Annotated in this window: 12 protein-coding genes; 11 read left to right on the forward strand and 1 reads right to left on the reverse strand. The window is 67.5% G+C overall.

Annotation, left to right across the window (positions count from 1 at the left end):
- The first annotated feature begins 64 nt into the window (after nt 1-64).
- The 9 genes from PCQ86_RS03765 to PCQ86_RS03805 all read left to right on the forward strand — a co-directional run bounded on the left by PCQ86_RS03765 (nt 65) and on the right by PCQ86_RS03805 (nt 10,082).
- Nucleotides 65-1,861 (forward strand): acyl-CoA dehydrogenase C-terminal domain-containing protein, encoded by a 1,797-nt coding sequence (locus PCQ86_RS03765; protein ID WP_270174902.1) that lies wholly within the window; start codon nt 65-67, stop codon nt 1,859-1,861.
- A 52-nt stretch (nt 1,862-1,913) separates the two neighbouring features.
- On the forward strand, nt 1,914-2,348 hold the full coding sequence (locus PCQ86_RS03770; RefSeq protein ID WP_270174903.1) for a DUF2147 domain-containing protein: 435 nt from the start codon (nt 1,914-1,916) through the stop codon (nt 2,346-2,348).
- A 100-nt stretch (nt 2,349-2,448) separates the two neighbouring features.
- On the forward strand, nt 2,449-4,851 hold the full coding sequence (locus PCQ86_RS03775; protein WP_270174904.1) for a 3-hydroxyacyl-CoA dehydrogenase/enoyl-CoA hydratase family protein: 2,403 nt from the start codon (nt 2,449-2,451) through the stop codon (nt 4,849-4,851).
- 21 nt (nt 4,852-4,872) lie between these two features.
- A complete protein-coding gene (locus PCQ86_RS03780) occupies nt 4,873-6,069 on the forward strand; it encodes an acetyl-CoA C-acyltransferase (RefSeq protein ID WP_196996020.1) in 1,197 nt (398 codons plus the stop codon).
- 80 nt (nt 6,070-6,149) lie between these two features.
- A complete protein-coding gene (locus PCQ86_RS03785; protein WP_270174905.1) occupies nt 6,150-7,028 on the forward strand; it encodes an alpha/beta hydrolase family protein in 879 nt (292 codons plus the stop codon).
- Nucleotides 7,029-7,053: 25 nt separating this feature from the next.
- On the forward strand, nt 7,054-7,896 hold the full coding sequence (locus PCQ86_RS03790) for an acyl-CoA thioesterase (RefSeq protein WP_011804051.1): 843 nt from the start codon (nt 7,054-7,056) through the stop codon (nt 7,894-7,896).
- A 16-nt stretch (nt 7,897-7,912) separates the two neighbouring features.
- Nucleotides 7,913-8,689, forward strand: coding sequence for an enoyl-CoA hydratase (locus PCQ86_RS03795; protein WP_103738627.1), 777 nt, complete (start codon nt 7,913-7,915; stop codon nt 8,687-8,689).
- 169 nt (nt 8,690-8,858) lie between these two features.
- Entirely contained in the window at nt 8,859-9,341 is a 483-nt protein-coding gene (locus PCQ86_RS03800; RefSeq protein WP_011804053.1) for a thioesterase family protein, read from the forward strand.
- A gap of 186 nt (nt 9,342-9,527) precedes the next feature.
- Complete coding sequence (locus tag PCQ86_RS03805; RefSeq protein ID WP_011804054.1) at nt 9,528-10,082, forward strand: bactofilin family protein; 555 nt, start codon at nt 9,528-9,530, stop codon at nt 10,080-10,082.
- A gap of 53 nt (nt 10,083-10,135) precedes the next feature.
- On the opposite strand, the gene PCQ86_RS03810 is transcribed toward PCQ86_RS03805, so the two are convergent.
- Nucleotides 10,136-10,567 carry an acyl-CoA thioesterase gene (locus tag PCQ86_RS03810; RefSeq protein ID WP_135148808.1) on the reverse strand — a complete coding sequence of 144 codons (432 nt, stop codon included), beginning with the start codon at nt 10,565-10,567 and terminating at the stop codon, nt 10,136-10,138.
- A gap of 43 nt (nt 10,568-10,610) precedes the next feature.
- Between PCQ86_RS03810 and PCQ86_RS03815 the strand changes: the two genes are divergently transcribed.
- Both PCQ86_RS03815 and PCQ86_RS03820 read left to right on the forward strand, forming a co-directional pair.
- Nucleotides 10,611-12,422 (forward strand): ABCB family ABC transporter ATP-binding protein/permease, encoded by a 1,812-nt coding sequence (locus PCQ86_RS03815; RefSeq protein ID WP_196996017.1) that lies wholly within the window; start codon nt 10,611-10,613, stop codon nt 12,420-12,422.
- A 54-nt stretch (nt 12,423-12,476) separates the two neighbouring features.
- Complete coding sequence (locus PCQ86_RS03820; protein ID WP_220638490.1) at nt 12,477-12,791, forward strand: nucleotide pyrophosphohydrolase; 315 nt, start codon at nt 12,477-12,479, stop codon at nt 12,789-12,791.
- Nucleotides 12,792-12,822: the final 31 nt, after the last annotated feature.

Genomic DNA, 12,822 nt, shown 5'->3' on the forward strand with positions numbered 1-12,822 from the left:
GCCCTGCCACCCGTATTTCGGTTTTTCTTCTTTTCCACCCTTCCTTCTTCCCAGGAGTCTCCACATGCCTACTTACACGCCTCCGCTGCGCGACATGCAATTCGTCCTGCATGAAGTCTTCAAGGTCACCGACGAATTCAAGGCCATGCCCGCGCATGCTGAAGTGGATGCCGACACGATCAACGCCGTGCTGGAAGAAGCCGGCAAGTTCGCCGCCGGCGTGGCGTTCCCGCTGAACATCAGCGGCGACACCGAGGGCTGCACGCTGAACCAGCAGACGCACGAGGTGACCACGCCCAAGGGCTTCAAGGAAGCCTATGCGCAGTACGTGGAAGGTGGCTGGGCGGCGCTGTCGTGCGACACCGCCTATGGCGGCCAGGGCCTGCCCTTCGTGATGAACCAGTGCCTGTACGAGATGCTCAACAGCGCCAACCAGGCCTGGACCATGTACCCTGGGCTGTCGCATGGCGCCTACGAGGCACTGCACGCCCACGGCACGCAGGAGCAGAAGCAGCTCTACCTGCCCAAGCTCACCAGCGGCGAGTGGACCGGCACCATGTGCCTGACCGAGCCGCACTGCGGCACCGACCTGGGCCTGCTGCGCACCAAGGCCGAGCCCCAGGCCGATGGCACCTACAAGATCACCGGCAACAAGATCTTCATCAGCGCCGGCGAGCACAACTTCACCTCCAACATCGTGCATCTGGTGCTGGCCCGCTTGCCCGACGCGCCCAAGGGCAGCAAGGGCATCAGCCTGTTCGTGGTGCCCAAGTTCAAGGTGAACGCCGACGGCTCGCTGGGCGAGCGCAACCCCATCTACTGCACGGGCCTGGAGCACAAGATGGGCATCCACGGCAACGCCACGGCGCAGATTGCCATCGACGGCGCCATCGGCACCCTGGTGGGCGAGCCCAACAAGGGCCTGGCCGCGATGTTCGTGATGATGAATGCCGCCCGCCTGGGCGTGGGCAACCAGTCGCTGGGCCTGACCGAAGTGGCCTTCCAGAACGCGCTGGCCTACGCCAAGGACCGCATCCAGATGCGCAGCCTGTCGGGCACCAAGGCCAAGGACAAGGAGGCCGATCCCATCATCGTGCACCCCGACGTGCGCAAGATGCTGCTCACCGCCAAGGCCTACGCCGAGGGCGCGCGCGCGCTGCAGATTTTCTGCACGCTGCTGCTGGACAAGGCCCACAGCCACCCCGACGAGAAGGTGCGCAAGGACAGCGACGAGCTGGTGGCGCTGCTGACTCCCATCGTCAAGGCCTTCATCACCGACAACGGGCACATTGCCACCAACGCCTGCATGCAGGTCTTCGGCGGCCACGGCTTCATCAAGGAATGGGGCATGGAGCAGTTCGTGCGCGACAACCGCATCAACATGATCTACGAAGGCACGAACACCGTGCAGTCGCTGGATCTGCTGGGCCGCAAGGTGCTGGGCAACAACGGCGCCACGCTGAAGAAGTTCGGCAAGTTGGTCGGGCAGCTGGTGGCCGAAGAAGGCGTGAACGAGAAGATGGCCGAGTTCATCAACCCCATCGCTTACCTGGGCGACCAGATGACCAAGTTCACCACCGAGATCGGCTTCCGCGGCTTCCAGAACCCCGATGAGGTGGGCGCCGCCGCCGTGGACTACCTGCGCGTGGCCGGCCACCTGGTGTTCGGCTATATGTTCGCCCGCATGGCCCAGGTGGCGCTGCGCGAGATTGCCGCCGGCAACACCGACCCGTTCTACCAGGCCAAGCTGCAGACGGCGCGTTTTTACTTCGCCAAGCTGTTCCCTGAAGTCCACACGCTGATGCGCACCGCCCGCGCCGGCAGCAAGGTGCTCATGGACACCGACGCCGCCCTGGCCTGAGGCAGCGACTGCACGCATTGCCAATTTTGAACGTTATTGCACTGGAGGCCTTATGAGACAAGCGCTAGCAGCTATTATTTTTGCAGCAATCGCGGCCCCTGCATGGGCCCAGATGTCCCCCGTGGGCCTGTGGCGCAGCGTGGACGACAAGACGGGCGAGGCCAAGGCCGAGATCCGTATTGCCGAAACCAGCGGCGTGCTGAACGGCCGCATCGAGAAGTCCCTCAAGAAGGACGCCGACCCGGCCGCCACCTGCACCGAATGCAAGGACGACCGCAAGGGCAAGGCGATCGCGGGTCTGGAGATCATCCGCGGCGTCAAGAAGGCCGATGACAAAGAGGTCTGGGAGGGCGGCAAGATCCTCGACCCCGAAAACGGTAAGGAGTACCGCGCCAGCCTGACCCCCATCGAGGGCGGCAAGCGGCTGGAGGTGCGCGGCTTCCTGGGCCCGTTCTGGCGCACCCAGACCTGGCAGCGCGTGCAGTAAGCAAAGCAGTGAGCGCCACGGCGCCGCAGCCGGCCCGCCCGCGTGGCGCGGGGCCTGGCGCGCGGCCCCGTGCGTATCCCACCATCCAAGGAACAAGCAAATGTCCCGATTCCAAGTGAAGAAAGTCGCCGTGCTCGGCGCGGGCGTGATGGGCGCGCAGATCGCGGCCCACCTCGTCAATGTGAAGGTGCCGGTGGTGCTGTTCGATCTCCCCGCCAAGGAAGGTCCGAAGAACGGCATCGTCACCAAGGCCGTGGAGAACCTCAAGAAGCTTAAGCCCTCGCCCCTGGGCGTGGCGGACGACGCCGCGCTGATCCAGCAGGCGAACTACGAGGAGAACATGGCGCTGCTGGGCGAGTGCGACCTCGTCATCGAGGCCATCGCCGAGCGCATGGACTGGAAGCTCGATCTGTACAAGAAGATCGCGCCGCACGTCGCGCCGCACGCCATCGTGGCGTCCAACACCTCGGGCCTGTCGATCACCCAACTGTCCGAGGCGCTGCCCGACGCCATCAAGCCGCGCTTTTGCGGCATCCACTTCTTCAACCCGCCGCGCTACATGGTGCTGGTGGAGCTGATCAACACACCCACCACCCGCCCAGAGGTGCTCGACCAGCTCGAAGCCTTCGTCACCAGCGGCCTGGGCAAGGGCGTGGTGCGAGCGCACGACACCCCCAACTTCATCGCTAACCGCGTGGGCATCGCCGGCATGCTCTCCACGATGAAGGAGGTGGAGAACTTCGGCCTGACCTTCGACGTGGTGGACGACCTCACCGGCAAGAAGCTGGGCCGCGCCTCCAGCGGCACCTTCCGCACCGCCGACGTGGTGGGCCTGGACACCATGGCCCACGTCATCAAGACGCTGCAGGACAACCTGAACGAGCAGACCGACCCGTTCTACGGCAGCTTCGGCACGCCCGCCGTGCTGCAAAAGCTGATCGAGCTGGGCAACCTGGGCCAGAAGGCCAAGGCGGGCTTCTACAAGAAGGTGGGGCGCGACATCCTGCGCTTCGAGCTGGAGAGCGAGGAATATGTGCCCGCTGGCGCCAAGGCCGACGAGGTGTACGGCCGCATGCTCAAGAAGCCCGCCGCCGAGCGCCTGAAGCTGCTGCGCAACGCCGAGGGCGCGCAGGGCCGGTTCCTGTGGGCCATCCTGCGCAACAGCTTCCACTACGCTGCGGTGCATCTGGCCACGATTGCCGACACCGCGCGCGACGTGGACCAGGCCATGCGCTGGGGCTTCGGCATGAGCCAGGGGCCGTTCGAGCTGTGGCAGGAGGCGGGCTGGCTGGAGGTGGCCAGGATGGTCCAGGAGGACATTGACGCGGGCAAGGCACTGTCCAAGGCGCCGCTGCCCGAGTGGGTGTTCAAGGGCCCGGTGGCGGATGCCGGCGGCGTGCACACGGCGCAGGGTTCGTGGAGCGCGCGCCAAGGCAAGTTCGTGCCGCGCCGCCAGTTGCCGGTGTACGAGCGCCAGTACTTCCCCGAGAAACTGCTGGGCGAGGACAACCTGCCCGACTGGCGCAAGGCCGGCACCACCATCAGCGAGACCGATGCGCTGCGCACCTGGACGCTCGATGGCAAGGTATTGATCGCCTCCATCCAGAGCAAGATGCACGCGATCAGCCCCGACGTGATGGAAGGCCTGATGGAGGCCGTGGACCTGGCCGAGCGCGAGTACGACGGCATGGTCATCTGGTCGGGCGACGCGCCGTTCAGCGTGGGCGCCGACCTGCAGGCCACCATGCCTGCCTACGTGGTGGCCGGCATTGCCGCCATCGAGGGCGTGGAGCATGAGCTGCAGAACCTGATGCTGCGCCTGCGCTACGCCCAGGTGCCGGTGGTCTCGGCCATCCATGGCATGGCGCTGGGCGGCGGCTGCGAGCTGGCCGTGCACAGCGCACGCCGCGTGGCCCACATGGAAAGCTACATCGGCCTGGTGGAAGTGGGCGTGGGCCTGGTGCCCGGCGCCGGCGGCCTGACCTACATCGCCCGCCGCGCGGCCGAGAACGCCGCCGCCAGCACCGGCAAGGACCTTTTGCCCTTCCTGACCGAAGGCTTCACCGCCGCGGCCATGGCCAAGGTAGGCACCAGCGCCCTTGAGTCGAAGAAGCTCGGCTACCTGCTCGACAGCGACCTCATCGTGCCGCACAAGGACGAGGTGCTGTTCGTCGCCATCAACGAAGCCAAGGCCATGGCCGCCAGCGGCTGGCGCGCGCCGATGAAGCGCCTGTTCCCCGTGGCCGGGCGCAGCGGCATCGCCACCATCCGCGGCTCGCTGGTGAACATGCGCGACGGCGGCTTCATCAGCGAGCATGACCAGCACATCGCCACGCTGATCGCCGAAGTGGTGTGCGGCGGCGACGTGGACGCCGGCACGCTGGTGAGCGAGGAATACCTGATGGCGCTGGAGCGCAAGGCGTTCTGCGCCCTGATCGAGCACCCCAAGACCCAGGAGCGCATCCTGGGCATGCTCAACACTGGCAAGCCGGTGCGTAACTGAGGCCGCCCGAGGAGAGAAACCATGAAACAGATCCAAGACGCCTACATCGTTGCCGCCACGCGCACGCCCATCGGCCGTTCGCACAAGGGCTTTTTCCGCAACTACCGCCCGGACGACCTGCTGGCCACCACGCTCAAGAGCGCGCTGGCCCAGGTGCCGGGGCTGGACCCCGCCTCGATCGAGGACATCATCTGCGGCTGCGCCATCCCCGAGGCGCAGCAGGGCCTGAACGTGGCGCGCATCGGCGCCGTGCTGGCGGGCCTGCCCACCAGCGTGGGCGGCATCACGGTGAACCGCTTCTGCGCTTCGGGCCTGTCGGCCGTGGCCATGGCGGCCGACCGCATCCGCGTGGGCGAGGCCGAGGTGATGATCGCCGCCGGCGTGGAGAGCATGAGCATGGTGCCCATGATGGGCAACGCGCCCAGCCTGTCGCCCAGCATCTTCGAGCGTGACGGCGACGTGGGCATCGCCTACGGCATGGGCCTCACCGCCGAGAAGGTGGCCCAGCAGTGGAAGGTGAGCCGCGAGGCGCAGGACGCCTTCGCGCTGGAGTCGCACCGCCGCGCCATCGCCGCGCAGCAGGCCGGCGAGTTTGCCGACGAGATCACGCCCATCGAGGTGACCGACCGCACGGCCCACCTGGAGACGGGCGAAGTCATTGCCAGCACCCGCACCGTGAGCCTGGACGAGGGCGCCCGCCCCGACACCAGCCTGGAAGGCCTGGCCAAGCTGCGCACCGTGTTTGCCGCGCGCGGCACGGTCACGGCCGGCAACAGCTCGCAGACCAGCGACGGCGCCGGCGCGCTGATCCTGGCCAGCGAATCCGCCGTCAAGCGCTTCGGCCTCACGCCGCTGGCGCGCTTCGTCAGCTTCGCCAGCAAGGGCGTGCCGCCGTCCATCATGGGCATCGGCCCGATCGAGGCCATTCCCGCCGCGCTGCGCTATGCCGGTCTGAAGCAGGACGACATCGGCTGGTACGAGCTCAACGAAGCCTTCGCCGCCCAGTCGCTGGCCGTCATCAACACGCTGGGGCTGGACACGGCCAAGGTCAACCCCATGGGCGGCGCCATCGCGCTGGGCCACCCGCTGGGCGCGACGGGCGCCATCCGCTCGGCCACCGTGGTGCATGCGCTGCGCCGCAAGCAGCTCAAGTACGGCATGGTCACCATGTGCGTGGGCATGGGCCAGGGCGCGGCGGGTATCTTCGAGCGCGTGTAAGTAAGCGCCACTGCCGCGCGGCAGCGCGCGGGGATTGCAGCCGAGCCGGCGCAGACCGGCCGCCTTCATGGAGACAAGCCATGCAGAGTGAAACCCTGATGGTCGATGGCGCAGTGCCGCTGGCGCTGCGCGTGTACGCGCCGCGGCCCGGCCCCGCGCGCGCCAGCGTCGTCATTGGCGGCGCCATGGGCGTGCGCCAGGCCTTCTATGGGCCGTTCGCCGCCTGGCTGGCGCAGCAGGGCCTGCGGGTCACCACCTTCGACTACCGGGGGCAGGGCGAGTCGCTGAACGGTGGCATGCGCGAGGTGCGGGCCAACCTGTTCGACTGGGCGCGCGACTACGACGCGGTGATCGCCCATGCAGTCCAGGCACTGCCTGGCCAGCCGCTGCTGCTGCTGGGGCACAGCCTGGGCGCGCAGCTGCCCGGGCTGCTGCGCGAGCATGCGCGCGTGAGCGGCCTGCTGAGCGTCGCCGCGGGCAGCGGCTACTGGCGCGACAACGCACCCCGCATCCGCCGCGCCATGCCTGCGTTCTGGCATGTGCTGGTGCCGTTGTCGGTGCGGCTGTGCGGCTACTTCCCCGGGCGGCGCCTGCGCGCCGTGGGCGACCTGCCCGCGGGGGTGATGCTGCAGTGGCGCCGCTGGTGCCTGCACCCGCGCTACAGCGTGGGGGCGGAGGGAGAATCCGCCCAGCGCAGCTACGCGGCGGTGCGCTTTCCGGTACACGCCTGGTCCATGCAGGACGATGAGCTCATGACCTGGCGCGGCACGCAAAGCCTGTTGGCGCTGTATGCGAACGCGCCGTGCAGCGTGGAGCGCATCGCGCCGCACGAGGCGCAGGCGCGGCGCATCGGGCACTTTGGATTTTTCCGCGAACAGTTCCGCGACACGCTGTGGCCCCGCGCCTTGCAGCAGCTGGAGGCGTTGGCCCAGGCGCAGCCGCAGGGCACCGCAGGCTGAGCCGATTCACGGCACACTCGCACCCATGACTACGCACCACAGCATTCATCCCCTGGACGCGGCGCTGGCGCTCTCGTCCAGCCATTCCGAAGGGGCCGGGCAGTACACCGGCCACACCTCGCCGGCTTACTGGAACATGGTCGGGCCGTTTGGTGGCATCACCGCGGCCACGCTGCTGCAGGCCGTGATGCAGCACCCCGACCGCCTGGGCGAGCCCCTGTCGCTCACGGTGAACTACGCGGGCGCGCTGGCCGAGGGGCCGTTCACGCTGCAGGCCACACCGGTGCGCACCAACCGCTCCACCCAGCACTGGACGCTGTCGATCCTGCAGGCGGGGGCGGACGGAGCGCCCGTGGTCACCACCACGGCCACCGTGGTCACGGCCGCGCGGCGCGAGACTTGGGGTGCCGCCGACACGCCCATGCCGCAGGTCCCCGCGCCGGCGCAGTGCAAACCCGTGCAGCCGGCGTTCCGCTCGGAATGGCTGCAGCGCTACGAGATGCGCCCGGTGACCGGCGCGCTGCCCGAACAGTGGGACGACAGCGGCGACACCAGCCTGTCGCAGCTGTGGATGCGCGACGCGCCCGCGCGGGCGCTGGACTTCTGCGCGCTGGCGGCGCTGGCCGATGTGTTCTTCCCTCGCGTGTGGCTGCGCCGCGCGCGCCAGGTGCCCGCGGGCACCGTGTCCATCACCGTGTACTTCCATGCGGGCGCGGACCTGCTGGCGCAGACCGGCACGGGCTACCTGCTGGGCCAGGCGCGCGCGCAGGAGTTTCGCAACGGCTTTTTCGACCAGACCGTGCAGCTGTGGAATGAGGCCGGCGCCATGCTGGCCACCAGCCACCAGATCGTTTATTACAAGGAATGACCCCGGAGCAACACCCATGAGTACAACGAAAGCAGACATCCTGGTCCACGCCGAAGAGGGCGTGACCACCATCACCTTCAACCGCGTGGAGAAGAAAAATTCCATCACCACGGCCATGTACGCGCAGCTGGCGGATGCGTTCGAGGCCGCGGCGCAGGACGCTTCGGTGCGCGTGGTCGTGCTGCAGGGCGACGTGGCCATCTTCAGTGCGGGCAACGACATCGGCGACTTCCTGCAGCAGCCGCCCGCCACGCAGGACGCGCCCGTGTTCCGCTTCCTGCGCGCCATCGCCACCTTTCCCAAGCCCGTGCTGGCTGCGGTGTGCGGCCCGGCAGTGGGCATCGGCACGACCCTGCTGTTCCACTGCGACCTGGTGTACGCGGGGGACAATGCGGCGTTCTCGATGCCCTTCGTGAACCTGGGGCTGTGCCCCGAGGCCGCCTCCAGCCTGTTCGCGCCGCAGATGCTGGGCTACCACCGCGCGGCCGAGGCGCTGCTGCTGGGCGAGCCCTTCATGGCCGAGGCGGCGTTGGAAGTCGGCTTCGTCAACCGTGTGGTGCCGCCGACCGAATGCAACATGGTGACCCAGGCCCAGGCGCGCAAGCTCGCGGCCAAGCCGCTGTCGGCCCTGATCGAGACCAAGCGCCTGCTCAAGAAGAGCCAGACCGCCGCCGTGCTGGAGCGCATGGCCGAGGAGGGCCAGAGCTTTGGCCGCATGCTGCGCGAGCCCGCCGCCCGCGAGGCCTTCACCGCGTTCATGGACAAACGCCGCCCGGATTTCAGCGCCTGCTGACATCCGCCCCGCCACCGAACGGGGCGGGGCAGGGCGACGCCGGCATGGCGCGTTCGCCCAGCGCCGGGGTCGTGCGTGCTGGACAGGGTGGCCGTGCATTTGAATGAAAAATGGCTCTAGCGCTTGTCCAATAAGCGCTAACAGCTCCTGATAAGAGAGCAAAAATTCCATGAGCAAACCTGCCAGCCTGCCAGTGGGCTTCGAGCCCGAGTTCATCGCCGGCCTGCGCCAGATCTTTGAAGAGAAGATTCCCTTCAACCACTTGCTGGGCCTGAAGATCACGCGCCTGGAGCCCGCGGCCGTCGCTGCGCGCATCGACATGCGTCCCGATCTGGTGGGGCACTTTGCCTACAACCGGCTGCACGGCGGCGTCATCAGCGCGGGGCTGGATGCCATGGGCGGTCTGGCGGTGATGGCGGCCATCGGCGCCAAGCACATGGACGAGGCGCCCATGGACCGCCTGCACCGCTTTGCCAAGCTGGGCACCATCGACCTGCGCATCGACTATCTGCGCCCCGGCATCGGCAGCCACTTCGAGCTGCGGGCCGAGGTGCTGCGCCTGGGCTCGCGCGTGGCCACCACGCGCATGGAGTTCCTCGGCCCGCAGGGCGAGCTGATGTCCGCGGGAGCCGCGGCGTACATCGTCTCTTAGCGCGACCGTGCGAAGACGGCCGCGCCGGGCACGCGCCGTTTGGGGGATACGCGCTGTGTGCTGCTGCAAGCCCTGCAAGTGCATGCAACCATCGAACGGTTTGGTTACCGTTCTTGCGTAACAGGGGCGGTTTTGATCTGTGGCAACTCCTAGCATCTGCGGGTCTTTTCTAGGAGATCCGATCCGATGGCCGTGCAAAACCCCTTCTTTGGCAAACGCGAACCCGACACTTTCCAATCCCGCCAGCCTTCGTCAGCGCTGGGCGGCACCACCACCACCGCAAGCACCCCAACCGCCGCTCCCGCAACCAGAGCCGCTGTGTCCACCGCCTCCAGCGCCACGGCCGAGGGCAGCGGCAGCAAGCTGACCGTGGGCCCCAACATCAAGCTCAAGGGTGTGGAGATCACCGATTGCGACACCCTCGTCGTGGAAGGCACGGTGGAGGCCACCATGGATTCGCGCGTGATCCAGATCACCGAGCAGGGCGCGTTCCGCGGCTCCGCCGAGATCGACATTGCCGAAATCCACGGCGAGTTCGACGGCACGCTCACCGTGCGCCAGAAGCTGGTGATCTTCAGCACCGGCAAGGTGAGCGGCAAGATCCGCTACGGCAAGGTGGTGATCGAAGAGGGTGGCCAGCTCTCCGGCGAGATCGAGGTGGGCCTGGGTGGTGGCGCGCGCATGAGCGCGGCCTCGGGTTCGTCGTCTGCCGCATCCTCGGCCGCGCTGGCCGCGGCCTGACGCCGGCACACCCATCGCCGCCAGCGGGAGGCCGTGAGGCGCTCCCGTTTTTTTTACGGCGCGACGCTTTCGTCGCCCGGCTTCCGAATGGGGCGCGGGCGGCCGTTCTCGTCGATGGCCACATAGGTCAGCGACGCCTCGGTCACCTTCACGTAGCTGCCCTGGGTGCGGATGTGCTCGGCATAGACCTCCACCTGCACGGTCATGGAGGTGTTGCCGATGCGCGTGACTTCGGCAAAGAACGACAGCAGGTCGCCCACGCGCACGGGCTGCTTGAAGATGAATTCGTTCACCGCCACCGTGGCCATGCGGCCGCGGATGTACCGCGCGGGCAGCACGGAGCCGGCCAGATCCACCTGCGCCATGACCCAGCCGCCGAAGATGTCGCCATTGCCGTTGGTGTCGGCGGGCATGGGTATCACCTTGAGTACCAGTTCCTTGTCGGCGGGCAACTGGCTGTGGGAGGCGGGGCGATCCTGGGACATGGGCACAATCTTTGGTTTTGCTTGACTCCACGGATTGTCCATCATGCGCCGCTACGGCGAAGCCATCGCCTCCGACAGCCCACGCGTTCGTTCCGACCGGGCCACCCTGCAGCGCCTGCTGCCCTATCTGTGGCAGTACAAATGGCGCGTGGTCGCGGCCATGGCCTTCATGGTCGGCGCCAAGCTGGCCAACGTGGGGGTGCCGCTACTGCTCAAGAGGCTCGTCGATGCCATGACGCTGCCCGCCGGCAGCACCACGGCGCTGCTGGTGGTGCCCGTGGGGCTGCTGCTGGCCTACGGGGCGCTGCGCCTGGCCAACGCGGTGTTCAACGAGTTGCGCGAGCTGGTGTTCGCCAAGGCCACGCATGGCGCGGCGCGCGCCATCGCGCTCAAGACCTTCGAGCACCTGCATGCGCTGTCCCTGCGCTTTCACCTGGAGCGCCAGACCGGCGGCATGACGCGCGACATCGAGCGCGGCGTGCGCGGCATCGAGTCGCTGGTGTCGTTCGCGCTGTTCAACCTGGCCGCCACGCTGGTCGAGGTACTGCTGGTGCTGTTCATCCTGGCGCGCCAGTTCGACGTCTGGTTTGCCGTCATCACGCTCACCGCGCTGGTGCTGTACGTCGCCTTCACCGTGGGCGTGACGCAGTGGCGCATCCAGTTCCGGCGCCAGGCGAACCAGTTCGACTCGGCCGCGCACAGCAAGGCCATCGATTCGCTGCTGAACTACGAGACCGTCAAGTACTTCAACAACGAGCAGTTCGAGGCGCGCCGCTACGACGAAAGCCTGGAGCAATTGCGGCAGGCCCAGCTCAAGAGCCGCAGCACCCTGGGGCTGCTCAACAGCGGGCAGCAGCTCATCATCGCCGTGGGGCTGGTGGCCATGCTGTGGCGCGCCACCGAGGGCGTGGCCGCGGGGCGCATGACGCTGGGCGACCTGGTCATGGTCAACGCCTTCATGATCCAGATCTACATCCCGCTGAACTTCCTGGGCGTGATCTACCGCGAGATCCGGCAGAACCTGACCGACCTGGACAAGATGTTCACGCTGATGGACAGGGAGCAGGAGGTGGCCGATGCGCCCGGCGCCCAGCCGCTGACGGACCTGCACACGCCCACCGTGCGTTTCGAGGATGTGCACTTCGCCTACGACCCCGCACGGCCCGTATTGCAGGGGGTGAGCTTCACGATTCCCGCCGGCAAGACGGTTGCCGTGGTCGGCCCCTCGGGCGCAGGCAAGAGCACCCTGAGCCGCCTGCTGTACCGTTTCTATGACCTGCAGGGCGGGCGCATCACCATCGCGGGGCAGGACATCCGGGCGGTCACGCAGGACAGCCTGCGCCGCGCCATCGGCATCGTGCCGCAGGACACGGTGCTGTTCAACGACACCGTGGCCTACAACATCGCCTACGGCCGCACCGGCGCCAGCCAGGCCGAGGTCGAGCAGGCAGCGCGCGCTGCGCACATCCATGCCTTCATCGCAGCCCAGCCCAAGGGCTACGACACCATGGTGGGCGAGCGCGGGCTGAAGCTCAGCGGTGGCGAGAAGCAGCGCGTGGCGATCGCGCGCACGCTGCTCAAGAACCCACCCATCCTGATCTTCGACGAGGCCACCAGCGCCCTGGACTCTGCCAACGAGCGTGCCATCCAGGCCGAGCTGGCCAGCGCCGCGCAGAACAAGACGACCCTGGTGATCGCCCACCGCCTGTCCACCGTGGTGGACGCGCACGAAATCCTGGTCATGGAGGCCGGCCGTATCGTCGAGCGTGGCACGCACGCGCAGCTGCTGGCCCACGGCGGGCACTACGCGCGCATGTGGGCGTTGCAGAAGAATGATGGTCAAAATGGGCTGTAGCGCTTATGTGGCAAGCGCAAGCAGCTATCAAAATGAAAGCACGGAGCGTTGAGCATGGATATCGCCGCCCTGCAGCGTGAACTGCGCGCCTTCGCCGCCGCGCGTGACTGGCAGCCCTTTCACACGCCCAAGAACCTGGCCATGGCGCTGATGGTGGAGGCGGCCGAGCTGCAGGAGCTGTTCCAGTGGCTCACGCCGGAGCAGTCGCGCACCTTCACCCAGGACGCCACCGCCCACGAGCGGGTGGGCGACGAGATGGCCGATGTGCTGCTGTACCTGCTGCAGCTGGCGGACTACGCGGGCGTGGACCTGGAAGTTGCCGTGCGGCGCAAGCTGGCCAAGAACGCCGTCAAGCATCCCGTTCCCTGATGCGTGAGGCGTAAAAAAGCGGCTAGCGCCC

Origin of the sequence: Diaphorobacter sp. ED-3 (assembly GCF_027625375.1) — a bacterium.
Classification (GTDB): Bacteria; Pseudomonadota; Gammaproteobacteria; order Burkholderiales; family Burkholderiaceae_C; genus Diaphorobacter; species Diaphorobacter nitroreducens.